The 19,813-nt window shown below is 71.2% G+C and carries 18 protein-coding genes; 16 read left to right on the top strand and 2 right to left on the bottom strand.

From position 1 onward, the window contains the following. Positions 1–24: 24 nt before the first annotated feature. Positions 25–2,211, bottom strand: a complete 2,187-nt coding sequence (locus IE217_RS08255; RefSeq protein ID WP_190177093.1) for a SpoIIE family protein phosphatase — start codon at positions 2,209–2,211, stop codon at positions 25–27. A gap of 167 nt (positions 2,212–2,378) precedes the next feature. Between IE217_RS08255 and IE217_RS08260 the strand changes: the two genes are divergently transcribed. Further along, the gene (locus tag IE217_RS08260) at positions 2,379–2,906 is read left to right on the top strand and encodes a DinB family protein (protein ID WP_190177094.1); all 528 of its coding nucleotides are present in this window, start codon (positions 2,379–2,381) and stop codon (positions 2,904–2,906) included. A 99-nt stretch (positions 2,907–3,005) separates the two neighbouring features. On the opposite strand, the gene IE217_RS08265 is transcribed toward IE217_RS08260, so the two are convergent. Further along, positions 3,006–3,905: a LysR family transcriptional regulator gene (locus IE217_RS08265; protein ID WP_190177095.1), complete on the bottom strand. Its 900-nt coding sequence runs from the start codon at positions 3,903–3,905 to the stop codon at positions 3,006–3,008. A gap of 248 nt (positions 3,906–4,153) precedes the next feature. On the opposite strand from IE217_RS08265, the gene IE217_RS08270 reads away from it, so the two are divergent. The 15 genes from IE217_RS08270 to IE217_RS08340 all read left to right on the top strand — a co-directional run bounded on the left by IE217_RS08270 (position 4,154) and on the right by IE217_RS08340 (position 19,809). Continuing rightward, positions 4,154–5,047 (top strand): ketopantoate reductase family protein, encoded by an 894-nt coding sequence (locus IE217_RS08270; protein WP_229865110.1) that lies wholly within the window; start codon positions 4,154–4,156, stop codon positions 5,045–5,047. Then, positions 5,047–5,997 (top strand): VOC family protein, encoded by a 951-nt coding sequence (locus IE217_RS34540; protein ID WP_229865111.1) that lies wholly within the window; start codon positions 5,047–5,049, stop codon positions 5,995–5,997. Before IE217_RS08270 ends, IE217_RS34540 begins: the two co-directional genes overlap by 1 nt. A gap of 134 nt (positions 5,998–6,131) precedes the next feature. Next, positions 6,132–7,109: an asparaginase gene (locus IE217_RS08280; protein ID WP_190177096.1), complete on the top strand. Its 978-nt coding sequence runs from the start codon at positions 6,132–6,134 to the stop codon at positions 7,107–7,109. Between the two features lie 314 nt (positions 7,110–7,423). Continuing rightward, positions 7,424–7,645, top strand: a complete 222-nt coding sequence (locus IE217_RS08285) for a hypothetical protein (protein ID WP_190177097.1) — start codon at positions 7,424–7,426, stop codon at positions 7,643–7,645. A gap of 362 nt (positions 7,646–8,007) precedes the next feature. After that, the gene (locus tag IE217_RS08290; RefSeq protein ID WP_268249139.1) at positions 8,008–8,670 is read left to right on the top strand and encodes a nitroreductase family protein; all 663 of its coding nucleotides are present in this window, start codon (positions 8,008–8,010) and stop codon (positions 8,668–8,670) included. 261 nt (positions 8,671–8,931) lie between these two features. After that, positions 8,932–10,002, top strand: a complete 1,071-nt coding sequence (locus IE217_RS08295) for an RNA polymerase sigma factor (RefSeq protein ID WP_229865114.1) — start codon at positions 8,932–8,934, stop codon at positions 10,000–10,002. A gap of 109 nt (positions 10,003–10,111) precedes the next feature. Next, positions 10,112–11,041, top strand: coding sequence for an ABC transporter ATP-binding protein (locus IE217_RS08300; protein ID WP_190177099.1), 930 nt, complete (start codon positions 10,112–10,114; stop codon positions 11,039–11,041). Then, complete coding sequence (locus tag IE217_RS08305; protein ID WP_190177100.1) at positions 11,038–11,808, top strand: MlaE family ABC transporter permease; 771 nt, start codon at positions 11,038–11,040, stop codon at positions 11,806–11,808. The genes IE217_RS08300 and IE217_RS08305 overlap by 4 nt, the downstream gene beginning before the upstream one ends. A 3-nt stretch (positions 11,809–11,811) precedes the next feature. Continuing rightward, the gene (locus IE217_RS08310; protein WP_190177101.1) at positions 11,812–12,636 is read left to right on the top strand and encodes an MlaE family ABC transporter permease; all 825 of its coding nucleotides are present in this window, start codon (positions 11,812–11,814) and stop codon (positions 12,634–12,636) included. Positions 12,637–12,647: 11 nt separating this feature from the next. Continuing rightward, a complete protein-coding gene (locus IE217_RS08315; RefSeq protein ID WP_190177102.1) occupies positions 12,648–13,901 on the top strand; it encodes an MCE family protein in 1,254 nt (417 codons plus the stop codon). Beyond that, complete coding sequence (locus IE217_RS08320; RefSeq protein WP_190177103.1) at positions 13,898–14,938, top strand: MCE family protein; 1,041 nt, start codon at positions 13,898–13,900, stop codon at positions 14,936–14,938. The genes IE217_RS08315 and IE217_RS08320 overlap by 4 nt, the downstream gene beginning before the upstream one ends. Further along, entirely contained in the window at positions 14,935–16,134 is a 1,200-nt protein-coding gene (locus IE217_RS08325; RefSeq protein WP_229865115.1) for an MCE family protein, read from the top strand. Before IE217_RS08320 ends, IE217_RS08325 begins: the two co-directional genes overlap by 4 nt. Next, entirely contained in the window at positions 16,131–17,240 is a 1,110-nt protein-coding gene (locus tag IE217_RS08330; protein WP_190177104.1) for an MCE family protein, read from the top strand. The genes IE217_RS08325 and IE217_RS08330 overlap by 4 nt, the downstream gene beginning before the upstream one ends. Continuing rightward, positions 17,237–18,538 (top strand): MCE family protein, encoded by a 1,302-nt coding sequence (locus tag IE217_RS08335; RefSeq protein WP_190177105.1) that lies wholly within the window; start codon positions 17,237–17,239, stop codon positions 18,536–18,538. Before IE217_RS08330 ends, IE217_RS08335 begins: the two co-directional genes overlap by 4 nt. Then, complete coding sequence (locus IE217_RS08340; RefSeq protein WP_190177106.1) at positions 18,535–19,809, top strand: MCE family protein; 1,275 nt, start codon at positions 18,535–18,537, stop codon at positions 19,807–19,809. Before IE217_RS08335 ends, IE217_RS08340 begins: the two co-directional genes overlap by 4 nt. Positions 19,810–19,813: the final 4 nt, after the last annotated feature.

The following is a 19,813-nucleotide window of genomic DNA, read 5'->3' on the forward strand; positions in this document are numbered from 1 at the left end:
GGGCCCCCTGAAGACGCGCAGGGCTCAGCCCTCGGGAAGCGCGACCTCCGCCCAGATGGTCTTGCCCTCGGCCCTGTGGCGGGTCCCCCAACGCCGGGCGAGCTGGGCTACGAGCAACAGGCCGCGCCCGCCTTCGTCGAAGGTGCGGGCCCGCCGCAGACGGGGTACGACGCTGCTGTTGTCGGACACCTCGCAGATGACCGCCGCGTCCCGGATCAGACGCAGTTGGACGGGCGGGTGGCCGTAGCGGATGGCGTTGGTGACCATCTCGCTGACGAGGAGCTCGACGGTGTAGGCGGTCTCTTCGAGCCCCCAGGCCGCGAGCTGCCGGGTGGCCTCGGCACGCGCGCCGGCCACGGCCGCGGGGTCATCGGCCACGTCCCAGCTGGCGACCTGGCGGGAGTCCAGTGCGCGCGTGCGCGCGATGAGCAGGGCGACGTCATCCGCGGGCGGGCCGGAGAGCAGGCTGTCCAGGACGGCCGCGCACACCTCCTCGAGCTGGTCCGCCGGTCCGGCCAGGGCCGCTCGCAGTCGCTTCAGGCCCGCCTCGATGTCGCGGCCGCAGGCTTCAACCAGGCCATCGGTGTACAGGGTGAGCAGACTTCCTTCGGGAAGCTCCCGCTCCACGCCCTCGAAGGGCAGCCCTCCTACGCCCAGTGGGGGGCCGGGCGGTACGTCGATGAAGTCCACCGTGCCGTCCGGGGTGACCACCGCGGGCGGGGGGTGACCGGCACTGGCGACGGTGCAGCGCCGCGAGATCGGGTCGTAGACCACGTACAGGCACGTGGCGATGAGATCGGTGGCGATCTCCAGGTCGTGGTCAATGGCCGCTTCCTCCTCGGCCGCGAGGTGGGGGACCAGATCGTCCAGGTGGACAAGGAGCTCGTCGGGCGGCAGGTCGACATCGGCCAGCGTGCGTACGGCGGTCCGCAGTCGTCCCATCGTGGCGGACGCGCGCAGTCCGTGGCCCACCACGTCACCGACGACCAACGCCACGCGGGCCCCGGACAGTGGAATCACGTCGAACCAGTCACCGCCCACTCCGGCACGGGAACGGGCGGGGAGGTAGCGGGTGGCCACCCGCACCGCTTCCTGCCCGGGCACGTGCTGTGGAAGCAGGCTCTGTTGCAGGGCCACTGCCGTGGTGCGCTCGCGGGTGTAGCGGCGGGCGTTGTCGACGGCGACGGCGGCACGTGCCGCGATCTCCTCGGCGAGGAACAGATCGTCCTCGGTGAAGGCCGCCCGGCTCCGATGGCGTACGAGTACTGCCACGCCCAGGGTGATACCGCGGGCACGCAACGGCACCACCATGACGGAGTGCACCCCGTGGGCGTGAACTGTCCGTGAGCGCTGCGGGTCGCCCGCCGCCCACCGCGCGATGTCCTCGTCCAGGGAGCGGTGGAGAGTGGACCGGCCGGTGACCAGGACGCGGGCGGGTGGCGAGGACGGGGGGTAGTGGTCCACCTCGCCGACCCTGATCACCGATTCGGGGACGCCCGGCAGGACCGACTGGTGCGCGGCACGGAGAAGGGCCACCCCCTCGGCGCCGGGCCTGGGCTCCACACCGCGGAAAAGCGAGTCCAGCAGGTCGACGGTGACGAAGTCGGCCAGCCGGCCCGTCACGACGTCCGCCATCTCCTGAGCGGTCTGCGCCACGTCCAGGGTGGTCCCCACCCGGGCACTGACCTCGTTCAGCAGGGCGAGGCGCTCCCGGGCCCCGTACTCCGCGGTGGTGTCCACCGCGGTGAACTGCACGTGATGGACCGTGCCGGCAGCGTTCCGCAGCGGGGAGAGCGTCACCGACCACACCCGCTCGCCGGGCTCCGACCGGGAGTCGGCGTACACCTCGAGGTGCTCGACCGCGCCGGTCTTGAACACCCGGCGCATCCCGCCTTCCACTTCCGCGTAGGCGGAGTCGGGCATGAACTGTGTGAACCGCCGACCGCGCATCTGGTCTTCGCTCAGGCCGGCCTCCTGGACCATGCCCCTGCTCGCCCGCAGGACCCTTAGCTCGGCGTCACATATCGCGACCGGTATGTGACACTGGGCGAACGCTTCCTCCACGGTGGCGTCCCGTGCGCGGTGATTCGGTTGCTCGATCGGCGTGGACACGCTCGGACCTCCGTGGACCGGTGGCGGACGCCCCCACCCATAGCCCTTTCTCTTGTGTACCGCCCTTTGCCCGCCCCCGCAGAGCGGGATCGGCCTCACCTTGAGGGCCGGACCACACCGGCGAGCGGCCCGCCTGACTCAAGGGCGCCGCTCCTGACTCACGGGCGTCGCTGCCGGCCCGACTGGACGCAGCCGCCACCCACCCGGCGTGTTCGTCGTCGGCGAAGGTGGCAGTGGGCCGTGACTGTCGCTGCCATGGTGTGCGGATGAAGACGACACCGGATGGACGGCCTGTCCCACCCCCGCATGCTGACGAGCGCACCATGCTGGAGGCATGGCTGGACTTTCACCGTGCAACTCTTGCCCTGAAATGTTCCGGCCTCGAAGATGCTCAATTACGGCTTGCTGCCGTGTCGCCCTCGTCGATGACCTTGCTCGGTCTCGTGCAGCACCTGGCCGAGGTGGAGCGCAACTGGTTCCAGCGTGTATTCGCAGGTCACGATGTGGCCCCGGTCTTCGGGGAAGACAACGTCGACGGGTATGCGCTGCGGCCGGACCGAGGGTTCGGCGAAGCGGTGGCTGCCTGGCAGGCCGAGGTGACCCGGGGGCGTGAGCTGATCGCTGACGCGTCGCTGGACGACTCCGGGCGCCTGTCCGAACAGGAAGCGGGTCTTGTCGGCGATCAGGGGGTCTCCCTGCGCTGGATCATGGTGCACATGATCGAGGAATACGCACGTCACAACGGTCATGCCGATCTCATCCGTGAGCAGATCGACGGAGTCACCGGCGCCTGAGGCTGGTTCCTGCCGGTGCCGCGGTGGCCGCGGTCTTGCGAAGCCTGCACGAGGCGGCGGCATGGGGCCGGTGGCCGGCGTGACCTGCCGGTGCCGGCTTCACTTTCCCGCGCGGCGGGCACAGTGGTGGTTGACCGTGTCGGCGAAGGCGCGGGCCAGCGGGGAGAGAGCGTCCCAGCGGCGGACGGCCCAGCCCGCGGTGAGCGCGGGGAGGGCGGGGATCGGAATCAGCCGCAGGTCGGGGTGGCGGGGGCCGGTCCACTCGGGCAGGGTCGGAACGACCGCATGACCGAGCCCGAGCTCGGCCAGCAGGATCGCGGTGTCCCAGTCGGTGACGCTGGTGTCGAAGACCGGCCGGATGCCCGATTCGGCGAGCCGTGAGCCGAGCTGGATACGCGCGGTGGAGTTCTCGGGCAGGCCGATGAGCCGGGCATCCTGCAGGTCGACGGGTTCGATGAAGGACTTGGCGGCGAGCGGATCGCCGGCCGCGACGGCGAGCGACCAGGGCAGGTGGACGACGGGGCGCTGCTCCACGCTGCTGCCCGCCGGCCGCAGTGTGATCCAGGCGAGGTCCACCGCGCCCATGGCGAGCGCGTCGAAACAGCCGCGGCTGGAGGTCTCGGTCTGGAATTCGAGGCTGGCTCGCGGAAAGCGCCGGCGGAAGTCGACCACGGCGGCGGCCATGAAGTGCCGTACGGTCGTGGCGCCGGTGGTGACCCGCACCGATCCGCCCTCCGCGCGGGCGAGTTCCTCGATCCGGCGCACGGCCTGGTCGATGCTGCCCAGGCCCTCGGTCACCGCCGTGTGCAACAGCCGCCCCGCCGGAGTGGGTGCGATCCCGCGCGGGTGGCGCTCGATCAGGCTGAGTCCCAACTCCCGCTCAAGACGCTTCACGTGCTGGCTGACGGCCGACTGCGTACAGCCCAGGTCACGGGCGGCACCGCTGAGCGAACCGGATCGGCAGACCGCGGCAAAGACACGGAGATCGTCAAGTGTCACGAGGCCCAAGCCTAAGCGGCAACCCCAAGGCAGAGCTTGGGTGTTCCCCAGCAAAGCCGTGGATTGACTTGGACCGCGCCAGGTTTGATCATCGTTCCGGGCCCAGGGCGGCAACCCGCCCACTGCGGCACCCGCGATCCGGACGCGGTGCCGCATGCGGGCGGGTGCCGACCCGTCACGGGCCCGACCGGCTTCCGGCCCCCGCCGCCCGGCCTCTGGATTCATCGGCTTCCCGGACAGGAGCACACATGAGCACACCCAGGATGACCGTGGCGGTTCTCGGCCCGGGCGGCGTCGGCGGCCTGGTCGGCGCGCTGCTCGCCCGTGCCGGACACCGCGTCGTCTGCGTGGCGGGGGAACAGACCGTCGCCGTGCTGCGCCAGGACGGGCTGCGTGTCGACAGCGATCGTTACGGGCAGTTCACCGCGGCCGTGGAGGCCGGCACCGAGTTGCGAGAGCCGGTGGACGCCGTCTTCGTGACGGTCAAGCAGACCACGCTCACCGAGGCGCTCGACCGCATCCCCGCCGAGGAGCTCGGCACGGCGCTCGTGGTCCCGCTGCTCAACGGCCTCGACCATCTCACCGTGCTCCGCGAGCGCTTCCCCTCCGCCCGGGTCGTCGCGGGCACCATCCGCGTCGAGGCCACCCGCACGGCACCCGGCCGCATCAGCCACACCAGCCCCTTCGCCGACCTCGAACTCGCGGCTCCCGTCGATGACTTCGCGGAGCTGCTGCGACAGGCCGGTCTCGGCGTGACCGTACGCGAGGACGAGAGCGCGATGCTCTGGGACAAGCTGGCCTTCCTCGCCCCGTTCGCCCTGCTGACCACCCGCCACCAGGCCGACGTCGGCGCCGTACGCGATCGGTACCGGCCCGAACTGCTCACCGTCCTCGACGAGATCGCGGCCGTGGCCCGCGCCGTCGGCGCGCAGGTGACCGCCGAGGGGCTGCTCTCCTTCTTCGACCGCGTCCCCGAGACGATGAGGTCCTCGATGCAGCGCGACGCCGAGGCCGGCCGGCCGCTCGAACTCGACGCCATCGGCGGAGCCGTCCTGCGCGCCGGAGCCGCCCACGGCATCGCCGTCCCGGCCACCGCCCGGCTGGTCACCGAGGTGGCACAGTCCGCACAGCGAGCGGCCTGATGGGACGGCTCACCCCGGCGCGGTGGGCCCGGGCAGAGGAGTTCCTGTCCGCCCGCGGCGCCGCCCGGACGGCCCATCCGGGCGGAACGCTCCTGGAACACCTGCGACGCGTCGCCCGCCTGCTCTCCGCCTGGGGCGCCGACCCCGACGTCCAGCTCGCGGGGCTGTGCCACGCGGCCTACGGAACGGACGGATTCGACGAGCCGCTCCTGGGCACTACCGAGCGCGCGGTGCTCGCCGGACTGATCGGCGATCGCGCGGAAGCCCTGGTGTACCTGTACGCGAGCTGCGACCGGGCGGCCGTGTATCCGCGCCTGGGCCACGGGCTTCCGGTGCTCTTCCAGGACCGCTTCACCGGCCGGGAACACACCGTGGCCGAGGCGGACGTGCGCGTCATCGTGGAGATCACGGCCGCCAACGAGCTCGACGTGCTGGCCCACGACGTCGGGCTGGCCGAACGTCACGGCCCGGCGCTGTACCGCCTGTTCGCCCGCTCACGCGATCTGCTGTCCGCGCCCGCGTGGAACGCCTGTGCCGAGCAGCTGGGCCGGTACGCCCCCGAGCCGGGGATCGTGATCAGCGGCCTGGACCACCTGGTGCTGACCGTCACCGACGTAGAGCGGACCTCCGCCTTCTACCAGCGGGTCCTCGGCATGCGTCCCGTCACCTTCGGGGAGGGGCGCCGCGCGCTGGGCTTCGGCAGCAGCAAGATCAACCTCCACCGGGCAGGCGGCGAACTCCTCCCCCACGCCGCACGGCCCACCCCCGGCAGCGCCGACCTCTGTCTGGTCACCCGGACCCCGCAGGAACAGGTGCTGGCGCATCTGGCCGCCTGCGGGGTGCCAGTGGAGGAAGGCCCGGTACCGCGCACCGGCGCCCTCGGCCCGATGCTCAGCACCTACCTCCGCGATCCGGACGGCAACCTCATCGAAATCTCCACCTACACCTGACCACTGGGCGGCGAGGCCGCTTCCCTCGGGGGACGACGCGGTGCCGCGGATCGGCGGCGGGGCTCGGGCGCGCCTGTAGGTTGGGGGCGCCCGGCGGGACCCCGTCCGGCGTGAGGCCGGGGAGGGAGCGGGCTGTGGGTGTCTTGCTGTTGGCTCTGGGGGGAACGATATCGGTGCCGGACGGCAAGCGGGCGGCGCGGTTGAGCGGGGCGGAGATCGCCGCGGCCGTGCCGGGACTGACGGAGACGGGGATCCCTCTGGACGTACGGGACGTGCGGGCCGTGCCGAGCGGGAGCCTCACCTTCGCGCAGGTCCTCGACGTCGTGGCCCTCGCCTCTCGGGCCGTGGCGGACGACGCGGACGGCGTCGTCGTCACCCAGGGCACCGACACGCTGGAGGAGACAGCCTTCCTGATCGACCTGGTGTGGCCGCACGATGCCCCGTTCGTGCTGACCGGCGCGATGCGGCAGCCGGCCATGGCCGGGGCGGACGGGCCCGCCAACGTGCTCGCCGCCGTGCGGGTGGCCGCGGCGCGGGAGGCACGCGGCGCGGGTGCGGTGGTGGTCCTCAACGACGAGGTGCACGCGGCGCGGTGGGTGCGCAAGACACACAGTACGAACCCGGCGGCCTTCGCCTCGCCGAGCACCGGCCCATTGGGGCATGTCGTCGAGGGCCGCGTACGGATGTTGCCGGCAGCGCCGCGGCACGCACCCCTGCCGGCGGGAGGGGACCCTGCGCGACTCGCAGCCGCCCGTGTGGCCCTGCACGTGGTCACCCTGGAGGACGACGGCGCACAGCTGGAGGGGCTCGAGGCCACGCACGCCGGTCTCGTGGTCGCCGGTTTCGGCGTCGGTCACGTACCGGGCGCGCTCGCTCCCCGGCTCGGCACCCTGGCCGAGCACATGCCGGTGGTGCTGACCTCGCGCACGGGCAGCGGTTCGGTGCTGCGGCACACCTATTACGCGCCCGGCTCGGAGGCGGACCTGCGCCGGCGCGGGCTGATCGACGGCGGCTTCCTCGACCCGTACAAGGCCCGGGTGCTGCTCAGACTGCTCCTGGCATCCGGAGCAGGACGCGACGACATCGCGGAAGCGTTTGCCGCGAGGGGCTGACCGGGCCCACGGCTGACTCGGCCGCCCGCCGGTCCGGCCGAGCCCTCGCGCCGGATCCGCCGACGCCCGCACCGGCGGGGACACGCCGGCACCGGAGTTCGATGCTCATCGTCGTGGCGGCTGTCGTCGGCCGGAGTCGGTGCCATACCGGCCCAGATGCGGCCGTCAGCCGCTGTCAGCGAAGGAGACCTGCGACCGATTTTCGCCGCATCTCAAGTTCGAAACCCCAGGTCAGCGGCATGACGTCGTGGATCCCTTCCGGATCTGTGCCGACGGCCACAGCGAAGGGGGTGCGCGTGGGCTCATACTGAGTCATGACAAAGTCCGCTGCGCCGAAGCGCCACTTGCCCACCAGCCCCTTCAAAGCCCCGGTCACACCGGCTCCCAAGCACTTCGCCGTGGGCGACCAGGTCACCCACGACGTGTACGGCCTCGGCCGGGTGATCGGCATCGAGGAGGGAGTCGCGGCGCTCGTGGACTTCGGCTCGACGCAGACGCGGATCCCGAGCCCGTACCCCAAGATGACCAAGCTGTAGAACGGCTGCGTCCGTTCGCGGCACACCAGGACTCCTTCAGGGGCCTGGAACGAAAGAGAGCCTCTCATCGATCTGACGTCGCTTTTCTCCGCGCCGGAAGGGCAACCTCGTTGCTCCACCGCGGCATCGCCGCCTCCGGCGACCAACCCGTTCCAGGCACCTGACTTCGGGGAGCAGGCACCTGACTTCGGGGAGGGCGAGCCCCTGCCGCTCGAGGGCCCCCAGGAGTCCGGCTCGGGCAGGCGTGCGGCGCGGCCCATGGCAACTCGGCGCCACGCATAACGGTCGGTACTCGTCGCGGAGATCACCGAGCCGCTCAAGCAGACCTTTTGAGGTGGACGAGGTCCTCCCCCGGTCTCCAGGTGCACCGGGGGGCGGCGGCCGGGCCGGGCCCGGGAGCTCCAGGAGTTACGCCTGAAGGCGGCCGACTCGACGGCAGGCGCAGCGTGCGGTTCTTCAGCGACGAGCCGGTCCCGCGCGCCTGCGTCGACATCGCTGTCGCGGCGGCCAACACCGCTCCCTCCGGGGCCCACTTCCAGCCATGGAAGTTCGCCGTGATCGGCGACGCCGAGACCAAGCACCGCATCCGGGTCGCGGCCGAGGAGGAGGAACGGGTCAACTACGAGGGCGGCCGCATCCCGCCCGAGTGGCGTGCCGCACTCGCGCGCCTGGAGACGAGTTCCGACAAGAGCTTCCTCGACGCCGTGCCGTGGATCGTCGTCGGCTTCGCCGAGAAGAGCACGGCGATGCCGGACGGTTCGCTGCGCAAGAACTACTACGTCAACGAGAGCGTGGGCATCGCGTGCGGCTTCTTCATCGCCGCCCTGCACGCGATGGGGCTCAGCACCCTGACGCACACCCCGAACCCGATGGGCTTCCTCACCGAGATCTGCGCACGGCCCGGCAACGAACGGCCCTACATCCTCTTCCCCGTCGGCTACGCCGCAGCCGACTGCGAGGTCCCGGACCTGGCCCGCAAGCCGCTGGCCGAAGCGATCGCCGAGAGCCCACGCCAAAGCGGCTGACCACTCGCCCGCCCGCACCGGCACGCCGTGGACGCGGGGCCTCGGGGATGAACCGCGTTTCGGGGAAACCCCCTGCAGGAGCGGACGGACGCTGCCCCGGGGGCGGTGTGCTGTCCGGTGCGGGCCTTTGACCACCGGCAACAGCTGGAACGTAGGGAGTGTCTTCCCCCTCCACAACGGCCACTACTCGGCGGTAATGTCACCGCCGCCGGAAGCACCGGACCGGCGGGCGAGTGCGAAGGGACCCTCATGGCGACGGACATGCCTGCGGACACAGCGGCCACCGACGAGCGTTGGCAGCGCATGTGGAGCCACCGCGAGCAGCTGCTCAAGGTGGCCCGGCGGCGATCCATGAGTCAGGAGGACGCCGAGGACGCCGTTCACGAGGCGATGCTGCGAGCCGCGGAACGCCCGGACCTCGACGACGAGCGGCTCGGCGCCTGGCTGACGACGGTGACGATGCGGCTGTGTGTCGACCGGTACCGGCAGGTCCACCGCGAGGCCGAGGTGGGCAGCCGCCCGACACTCGTGGCGCCGGGCCCGATACCCGTCGAGGAGGCGGTCTGCGACCGGGCCGAGGCGAAGTGGCTCGCCGTGCGCAGCGGAGAGCTGCCCGCCCGGCAGGCGGAGGCGCTGCGGCTGAGGTCCGAGGACCTGGACGTGAGTCAGGTCGCGATGCGGATGGGCCTCAGCTACCGGACCGTCGAGTCGCTGCTCGCCCGGGCCCGGCGGACGCTGCGCGCCTCGCTGGCCGGAACCCTCGGGCTGGTGCTGTTCCTGATCGGGCGCGGGCGGCTGCGCGGGGGCGGCAACGCCCAGGCGGTCGCGGTCACCTCGACGGCGGCGACCCTGGTCGTGGCGGGGTTCGTGCTGCCGTACGCGCTCGACGAGGGCGGAAGCGGGAACAGTCCGGCGCCGCGGCCGGCCGTGTCCAGCGACGCGCGGGCCGTGGGCGGCGAGGCCGCGGGCCGGGAGCCGGCCCCCGGGTCGCCCGCCCCCTCGCCCTCGGCGCCCGGGGCCCGGGGCCGGACGCCCATGCCCACGCCGACGCCGACCCCCACTGGGGGAACGGCCTTGCCGCTGCGAGTGGCGGTGCCGTCCCTGCCCGTTGTGTCCGCGTCGCCGCTCCCGAAGCTGCCGGTGCCGAAGGTGGCCGGGGTGCCGAAGGTCGCGGCCCTGCCGACAGCGGTGCCGGGCCTGCCGGCCACCGTGCCGGACCTCCCTACGACGTCGGCCGCCTCGTCGAGACCGTCACTTCCCCCGGCCCCGGCAGTACCGGCCGTTCCGCTCTCCGCCCCCGCCCCGACGACGCCGTCGCCGAGGCTGCCGTAGCGACCCGTTCGCGCGTCCGTGAAAAAGTCGCCGTTCGCCGCGACGGACGCCCTTCCCCTCCCCGTAGAGCAGATGTCGGAGCTGCTCCACGGGCGAAGGATGGAACCGGATGGGTGTCGAGATCTGTGTGGAAGGACTGACCAAGTCCTTCGGCCACCAGGTCATCTGGCAGGACGTCTCGCTGACCCTGCCCGCCGGGGAGGTCTCGGTGATGCTCGGCCCTTCGGGGACGGGCAAGTCGGTGTTCCTCAAGACGCTCGTGGGGCTGCTGAAGCCGGAGCAGGGCTCGGTGAAGGTCGCGGGCCGGGACATCACCCGCCTGCGCGAGCGCGACCTGTACGAGGTGCGGAAGCTGTTCGGCGTGCTGTTCCAGGACGGCGCGCTCTTCGGCTCGATGAGCCTTTACGACAACATCGCCTTCCCGCTGCGCGAGCACACCCGCAAGTCCGAGAGCGAGATCAGGCGGATCGTCCTCGAGAAGATGGACATGGTCGGGCTGATCGGCGCCGAGGGGAAGCTGCCCGGCGAGATCTCCGGCGGCATGCGCAAGCGGGCCGGGCTCGCCCGTGCCCTGGTCCTCGACCCGGAGATCATCCTGTTCGACGAACCGGACTCGGGCCTGGACCCGGTCCGCGTGGCCTACCTGAACCAGCTCATCGTCGACCTCAACGCACAGATCGACGCGACCTTCCTGATCGTCACCCATGACATCGCCTCCGCCCGCCAGGTCCCGGACAACATCGGGCTGCTGTTCCGGCGCGAGCTGGTGATGTTCGGGCCCCGTGAGGAGCTGCTGGCCAGTGACGAGCCCGTGGTGCGGCAGTTCCTGAACGGCCGGATGCAGGGGCCGATCGGCATGGCGGAGGAGAAGGACGCGGCCCAGGTCGAGCAGGAGCTGGCCCAGATCGACGAGGGAGGCCCGGCCGGTGCGCCGGCGCCCCGCCTGCTGCCCAGCCCCGGCATCACCCGCCCGCCCCGCTGGGAGGCGATCGCGAGACGCGAGGCAGAACTGCACGGGACGGGGGTGAGCGGCGCATGAGGCTCTCCCCGACAGGTGTGCTGCGGCACTCGGGCAGCCTCTTCACGATGGCGCTGGACGTCGTCCGGTCCCTGCCCCGCAGGCCCTTCCAGGCGAGGGAGTTCATCCAGCAGGCGTGGTTCGTCGCGAGCGTCACGATCCTGCCGACGGCCCTGGTCTCGATCCCCTTCGGGGCGGTCATCGCGTTGCAGATCGGCAGCCTCACCCGGCAGTTGGGCGCGCAGTCGTTCTCGGGTGCCGCGTCCGTGCTCGCCGTGCTGCGGGAGGCATCGCCGATCGTCACCGCGCTGCTGATCGCGGGCGCGGGGGGCACGGCGATCTGCGCGGACCTCGGGGCGCGCAAGATCCGCGACGAGATCGACGCGATGCAGGTGCTCGGCATCGACCCGGTCCACCGGCTCGTCGTTCCGCGGGTGCTGGCGTCGATGGTGGTGGCCGTGCTGCTCAACGGCCTCGTGTCGGTGGTCGGTGTCGCGGGCGGCTACTTCTTCAACGTCGTGCTCCAGCACGGGACTCCGGGTGCCTACCTGGCGTCCTTCACCACCCTCGCCCAGTTGTCGGACCTGTGGGCCGCGGAGATCAAGGCGCTGGTGTTCGGCGCCATCGCGGCGATCGTCGCCTCGTACAAGGGGCTGACGGCGCAGGGCGGTCCGAAGGGCGTGGGCGATGCCGTCAACCAGTCGGTGGTGATCACCTTCATGTTGCTGTTCGTGACGAACTTCGTGATGACTGCCGTGTACTTCCAGGTCGTCCCGCAGAGGGGTTAGCCGATGAGACCACGAGAACTCCTCGATCGCCCCTTGCGCTCGCTCGAAGAGCTGGGCTCCCAGCTGTTCTTCTACGGGCGCTCTTCGGCCTGGACGGGCCGCACCCTGCGCCGCTACAAGAAGGAGATCCTCCGGCTGCTCGCCGAGGTGAGTTTCGGACGCGGCGCGCTCGCTGTCGTCGGCGGCACGGTCGGCGTGATCGCGTTCCTGTCCTTCTTCACCGGCACCGAGGTCGGCCTCCAGGGCTACGCGGCCCTCAACCAGCTCGGCACCTCCAACTTCGTCGCCTTCCTGTCGGCGTACTTCAACACCCGGGAGATCGCCCCGCTGGTGGCCGGACTGGCCCTGTCCGCGACGGTCGGCGCCGGTTTCACCGCGCAGCTCGGTGCCATGCGCATCAGCGAGGAGACGGACGCGCTGGAGGTGATGGGCGTCCCGTCGCTGCCGTTCCTGGTGACGACGCGGATGATCGCCGGCTTCGTCGCGGTGATCCCGCTGTACGTGATCGGGCTGCTGTCGTCGTACCTGGCCTCCCGCACCATCACGACCAGCTATTACGGGCAGTCCACCGGCACGTACGACCACTACTTCCACCAGTACCTGCCGCCCGTCGACGTGTTGTGGTCCTTCGGCAAGGTGATCGTCTTCGCCCTGCTGATCATCCTGGTGCACTGCTACCACGGCTACCACGCCAGTGGCGGCCCGGCCGGTGTCGGTGTCGCGGTGGGCCGGGCGGTGCGGACCTCGATCGTCGCCGTCAACGTCCTGGACTTCTTCCTGAGTTTGGCGATCTGGGGCGCCAACACGACGGTGCGGATAGCGGGGTGAGTGCGGTGCGCATGCGCAGAATGAGACTCAGGCTGTACGGCATCGTGTTCCTCGCCGTGCTCGCGCTGCTGCTGTCGCTCGCGGTGGCCGTCTACCAGCAGGCGTTCACCTCCGTGGTGCCCATCACCTTGGAGGCCGACGCCCTCGGCAACCAGCTCGATCCACGCGCCGACGTCAAGCTGCGCGGGCTGCTGGTCGGCGAGGTTCGCCAGGTGCACGCCGACGGCACGAAGGCGACCCTCGACATCGCGCTCAAGCCGCAGTACGTGCCGTACATCCCTTCGGACGTACACGCACGGCTGCTGCCCAAGACGCTGTTCGGCGAGAAGTACGTCGACCTGGTCGCTCCCGCCGCCGCCCACGACCCGGCGCGGCCCATCCGCGCGGGCGACGTCATCACGCAGGACCGCACGAAGGCCGGCATCGAGGTGCAGCAGCTGATGAACGACCTGCTGCCGCTGCTCCGCACCGTCCAGCCGGGCCAACTCGACGCCACACTGTCGGCGTTCGCCACCGCGCTGGAGGGCCGCGGCGACCGGATCGGCGGCAACCTCGCCCGGGTCGAGGACTATCTGCGCCGCCTCGACCCGCACATGCCCTCCCTCAGGGAGGACATCACGCGGTTCGCGGACGTCGCCGAGGTGTACGGCGACGCCGCGCCCGACCTGATGCGGATCCTGCGCAACACGGTCACCACCAGCCGGACCATCGTTGAGAAGAGGAACCAGTTGGCGTCGGCTCTGCGCGCGACCGCCTCCGTGGCGGGCACGGCGAACGACTTCCTGTCCGAGAACGGCGACCGGCTGATCACCCTTGGCCGGGTCTCCCGCCCCACGCTGGAACTGTTCGCCCGCTACTCCCCCGAGTACCCGTGCCTGTTCCAGGGCCTGGTCCGGCAGGAGAAGGCCTCCGAGGAAGCGTTCCGGGGCGGCGAGATGCGGATCACCCTCGAGGCCGTCCGCCCGCAGGGGGCGTACCGGCCCGGTGAGGAGCCGGTGTACGGGGAGCGGTCCGGCCCCGACTGCCGCGGTCTGCCGCATCCCAGGGTGCCCGGGACGAAGCCCCACCTCGACGACGGTACGTCGGCCGGCGATTCCGGCGGCGCCCTCCCTGGAGGTGCCGGCGTGTCCGCCACCCGGGCCGAGCAGCGGGCCGTCGGCTCGCTCGTGGCCCCCGTCATGGGCGTCCCCGCGGACCAGGTGCCGCCCGTGGCGACCCTGCTGTTCGGGCCGCTCGCGCGCGGAACGGCGGTGAGTGTCGCATGAGCAGGCCGACAGTCCGGCAGACCGCCGCCCCGCTGGTCAAGTTCAGCCTCTTCGCGCTGGTCACGATCGCGGCGACGGCGCTGCTCGCCGCCACCATCGTGAACGTCTCCTTCACCCCCGAGGACACCTATCACGCGGTGTTCACCGACGTCACCGGGCTGGAGACCGGCGACGACATCCGGGTGGCCGGAGTGCGGGTCGGAGAGGTCGAGGGCATCCGGATCAAGGACCGGACACTGGCAGAGGTCACCTTCACCGTCAGCACCGACCGGCCGCTTTTCGCAGGGACCCGGGCGGTCGTGCGCTACCGCAACCTGGTCGGGCAGCGGTACATCGCGCTCACCGAGGGCACGGGCGACGTCACCGCCAGGCTGCGGCCCGGCGGCACCATCCCGCTGTCCCGGACCCAGCCGGCGCTGGACCTCAACGCCCTGCTGAACGGCTTCAAGCCCCTGTTCGCCGCGCTCAGCCCGAGCGACGTCAACCAGCTCGCCACCGAGATCATCCGGACTCTCCAGGGTGAAGGCGGCACGGTGAACAGCCTGCTCGCACACACGGCCTCGCTCACCAGCACTCTCGCCGACCGCGACAAGCTGATCGGATCAGTGATCGACAACCTCAGCACCGTCCTGGAGACGCTCGACAAGCGCGGTTCCCGCTTCTCCGGGCTGCTCACGCAACTGCGCCGGGTGGTTTCGGGGCTGTCCGCCGACCGCAAGCCCATCGGGCAGTCGCTGGTGAGCATCGGCGACCTCACGGACGTCACGTCGGGGCTGCTGGAGGACGCGCGTCCGCCGCTGAAGGACGACATCGCCGGGCTCGGTGATCTGACCGGAACGCTGAACAAGAACGAGAACTCCGTGGAGGGCGTCCTGAAGCGGCTGCCGAACAAGCTCGAGAAGCTGACGGGGGCCGCCTCGTACGGCTCGTGGTTCAACTTCTACCTCTGCGACTTCGACGGCCGGATCGTGCTGCCGAAGACCAAACAGGTGATCACCCCGGAGCTGCACGTGGCGCGTGCGAGGTGTGGCGGATGAGCATGCGCATCAGGCGGCGCGCTGTCCGCCGCCCCGAGCCGCTGGTGAAGGTCCGGGTCCTGCCGCCCAGACTGCCGAAGCTGCCCCGGCTGCTGCCCAAGCGCACGCCCCGCCCCGAACCCCTCGTGAAAGTGCGCGTCCTGCCGCCGAAGCTGCCCCGGATCCGGCTCGGGCGGCCCCGTCTGAAGCACTCCCGCGTCGGGGCACCTCCCACGCGTTTCAGGCAGCGCGGGAGCAACCCGGTCGTCGTCGGCGCCGTCGGCCTCACCCTCCTCGCGCTGCTCACCGTCGCCGCCTTCAACGCCGACAGCCTGCCGCTGATCGGCGGCGGCGACACCTACAGCGCGGCCTTCTCCGAGGCCGGCGGACTCAAGCCCGGCGACGAGGTACGGATCGCCGGGGTCAAGGTCGGCAAGGTCGAGGGCGTCGACCTGGACGGCGACCACGTCAAGGTGACCTTCAAGATCAAGGGCCACCCGGGGTTCGGTACCGACACGGGCGCCGCGATCCGAGTCAAGACGATCCTCGGCGCCAAGTACCTGGCCCTGTACCCGAAGGGGCCCGGCCAGTTGAAGCCGGGCAGCCGGATCCCGCTGCGGCGGACGGTGTCGGCGTACGACGTCGTCCAGGCCTTCAGCGACCTGACGACCACCACCGAGGAGGTCGACACCGACCGGCTCGCGAAGGCACTGGACACGATCTCCGTCACCTTCCAGGACTCCCCCGAGGAGGTGCGGGCGTCGGTCAAGGGGCTGTCGCGGATCTCCCGGACCGTAGCCGCCCGTGACAAGGCGCTGCGCGCACTCCTCGACCATGCGAACGGAGTCACCAAGGTGCTGGCCGGACACACGAAGGACTTCTCCGCACTGGTGAAGGACGGTGACGCCCTGTTCAAGGAGATCGCCAAACGGCGCACGGCGATCCACCAACTGCTCAAGAGCTCCGCGCTGCTGGGCATCGAACTGTCCGGCCTGGTCGACGACAACCGCAAGGAGATCGGGCCCGCGCTGAAGAACCTCGACACCTTCGTGACGATGCTCGAACGCAACCAGGCGAGCCTGGACCGCAGCGTCGGGCTGCTCGCCCCCTACGTACGTCTCTTCACCAACACCCTGGGCAACGGCCGCTGGTTCGACTCCTACGTCCAGAACCTGGTCGCCGCCCCGGTCGCGCCACGGACGGGAGGCACCCGATGACCCGCAGGCTCCTGGCCCTGTTCACCGTGCTCGCGCTCGTCGTCGGCCTCGCCGTCGTCCTCTGGCCGGGCCCCGGCCCGGTCCGTGTCACGGCGTACTTCCCGCGCACCGTCGGCATCTACCCCGGCTCCGACGTCCGCGTCCTCGGTGTCCGCATCGGCGAGGTCGGGAAAATCACCCCGGAGGGCGACCGGGTACGGGTGGAGCTGGAATACGACCGGGGCCGCGAGGTCCCGGCCGACGCGCGCGCCGCGATCATCAACTCCTCGGTGGTCAGCGACCGTTACGTGCAGCTGCTGCCGGTGTACCGCAAGGGCCCGGTGCTGCGGGACGGAGACGTCATCCCCGAGTCCCGTACGGCCGTCCCCGTCGAGCTGGACCGGATCTTCGAGAGCCTGCACACCACCGCCGAGGCGCTCGGCCCGAAGGGCGCCAACAAGAAGGGCTCGCTGTCCCGGCTGCTCGGGGTGAGCGCGGACAACCTGCGGGGACAGGGCGAGAACCTCAACCAGACGGTGGAGGACCTGTCCCAGGCGGTCACCACGCTGTCCGACGGGCGCGGCGACCTGTTCGGGACCGTGCGGAACCTCCAGGTGTTCACGGCCGCGCTGGCGGCGGACGACACCAGCGTGCGGTCGTTCGACACCGACCTCGCCGACGTGGCCGGGCAGCTCGCCGGGGAGCGCGAAGATCTCGCGGCCGCACTGAAGTACCTGGCCACCGCACTCGGTGACGTGGCCGGCTTCGTCAAGGGCAACAAGAAGGAGCTGGCCTCGGACGTGAAGGGCCTGGCCAAGGTCACCAAGGTTCTCGTCACCCAACGACAGGCTCTGGAGGAGCTGTTGACCGTCGCCCCCACGGGCTTGTCGAACCTGCAGAACGCCTACAACCCCGCCGCCGGCACCCTCGACACGCGCAACAACGCGCAAACCCCGCAGGATCCGTCATCCCTTCTCTGCTCGATCCTGAGGACGACCGGCGACGACCACGACAACTGTGCCGGGCTGAGGAAGCTCTTCGACTCCCTGCCCAGGGTCCCGTCGGCCCCGGCGTCGACGGGCACGGTCGACAGGACCCTCGGCGGGATTCTGGGGGCGCCGGCATGAGCGTGCGGCGCAAGGTGCGGTTGGCCGCCTGGACGGCGGTCGGCTCGCTGCTGCTGACCGGCTGTGAGTTCAACGGCTGGTACGACGTCCCGCTGCCCGGCGGCGCTGCCTCGGACGGTCACGCCTACCACGTCACCGTCGAGTTCCGGGACGTCCTGGACCTGGTGCCGCAGTCCTCCGTCAAGGTCAACAACGTCACGGTCGGCGCGGTCGAGAAGGTGGAGCTGGACGGCTGGCACGCCCGCGTGCGGCTCAGGATCGCCGACTCGGTGAAGCTGCCCGGCAACGCGATCGCCGAGGTGAGGCAGACCAGCATGCTCGGCGAGAAGTACGTCGCCCTGTCCGCGCCGGCCGGCGCGCGGCCCGTCGGACGGCTCCGCGACGGTGACCGCATCCCGCTGTCCCGCAGCGGACGCGACCCGGAGGTCGAGGAGGTGCTGTCGGCGCTGTCCGCGCTGCTCAACGGCGGTGGGGTGGCCCAGCTGAAGACGATCACCGTCGAGTTGAACAAGGCCCTCGGCGGCCGCGAGGACCGGGTCAGGTCCCTGCTGAAGCAGCTCGACACGTTCCTCGGGGGCCTCGACGGCCAACGGGCGGACATCGTGCGCGCGTTGAAGGGCGTCGACCGGCTCGCGAAGCGGCTGAGGAAGGAGAAGAAGACGATCGCTCTGGCCGTCGACACCATGCCGCCCGCCCTGAAGGTCCTCGCCGACCAGCGCAAGGACCTGACGAAGATGCTCACCGCCCTGTCCAGGCTCGGCGAGACCGGCACCAGGGTGGTGAAGGCCTCCCACGACGACACCGTCGCCGACCTGAAGGAACTCCAGCCCATCCTGGCGCAGCTGAACAAGGCGGGCGACGACCTGCCCGATTCCCTCGAAATCCTCACCACGTACCCGTTCCCGCGCAACGCCACGGACGCCGTCAAGGGCGACTACGTCAACCTCAAGATCACCGCGGACCTCGATCTGGCGGACCTCTACGGCAACGTCACCGGCAAGCCCGGCAAGGGCGGGAAGTCCCCGTCCCCCGGGACACCGCGTCTTCCCGGCGTCCCCACTCCCGCCCCGCTCCCGTCCCTTCCGTCCCTCCCGTCCCTGCCGGGCACCCCGTCCGTGCCTCCCGTGCCTCCCGTGCCCTCCCCGCCCACCGCGCCCTCGCCCCCCTCCGGCGGCGGCACCCTGCTGTGCCCGCCGGTGTGCGGCGCCGCCTACGGCACCGGGGGCAGTCCGCGCCGCCTTCCGCCGGGCGTCGATCCCGGCCTCGCCGAGCTGATGCTGAAGGGGATGCTGCCGTGATCACACGTACGGTCAGGGCCCAACTGCTCGCCTTCGCGACCGTCACCGCCCTCGGCGTGTCCTACGTGGGCGCCCGGTACACGGGTGTGGTGGACGGCCTCCTGCACCGCGGGTACACCGTGCGCGCCGACTTCGCCGAGTCCGGGGGCGTCTTCCCCGGCGCCGAGGTCACCTACCGGGGGGTGCCGGTGGGCCGCGTGGGCGATCTGCGGCTGACCGGCTCCGGGGTCTCGGTGGCGCTGAAGATCGAGGACGGCGCCCCGAGGATCCCGGCCGACACGCTCGCGGTGGTCGCCGACCGCTCGGCGGTGGGCGAGCAGTACGTCGACCTCCAGCCACGGCGGTCGGGCGGTCCGTACCTCAGGGACGGCAGCCCGATCCCGCGCAGCAGCACGCGGACCCCGCTGCCGGTCACCGACCTGGTCCTCAGCCTGGACCGGCTGGTCAACTCGGTCGGCAAGGACGATCTGCGCGTCACCGTCGACGAGCTGGGCAAGGCGTTCGCCGGCACCGGACCGAACCTGAGCCGGCTGGTGGACTCCGGCGACGCGCTGGTGGAGTCGGCATCCCAGTCGCTCCCCCAGACGGTCTCGCTGATCGAGGACTCGCGGACGGTGCTCAGGACACAAGCCGACCAGGGCTCGGCCATCAAGTCGTTCTCCCGCGATCTCGCCGCGCTCACCGAGCAGTTGAAGTCGAGCGACGGCGATCTGCGCCGGCTGATCGGCGCCGCTGCGCCCGCCGCGCTGGAGGTCGACTCGCTGCTGAAGTCGACGCGGCCGTACGTGCCCGTCCTGCTGACCAACCTCATCAGCGGCGGCCAGATCACCGTGGCCCGGCTGCCCGGCGTCGAACAGGCCCTGGTCACACTCCCGCTCAACGTCGCGGGCAGCTACACGGTCATCCCCGGTGACGGCACCACCCACTTCGGGCTGACCGTGAACGCCGACGACCCTCCCGCGTGCACCCGGGGCTACGGCACCCAGCGGCGCGACCCCGCCGACACCGGCACGCGCCCGGCGAACACCGACGCGCGCTGCACGATGCCGCGCGGCAGCAAGACCTCGGTGCGCGGAGCGCAGAACGCGCCCGGTGCGGCGACCGGCCGGCACAGCGCCGGCCAGGCCGCGTTCGTGGCCCCTTACGACCCGGAGACCGGCACCGTGACCGGCCCGGACGGAACGCCCGTCGAGATCGGCTCGACGGGCGGGGAACAGACCGTGTTCGGAAAGGACTCGTGGCAATGGCTGCTCGTGGGACCGATGGCATGAGAGG

The sequence above is a fragment of the Streptomyces naganishii JCM 4654 genome (genome assembly GCF_014650575.1).
Classification (GTDB): Bacteria; Actinomycetota; Actinomycetes; order Streptomycetales; family Streptomycetaceae; genus Streptomyces; species Streptomyces naganishii.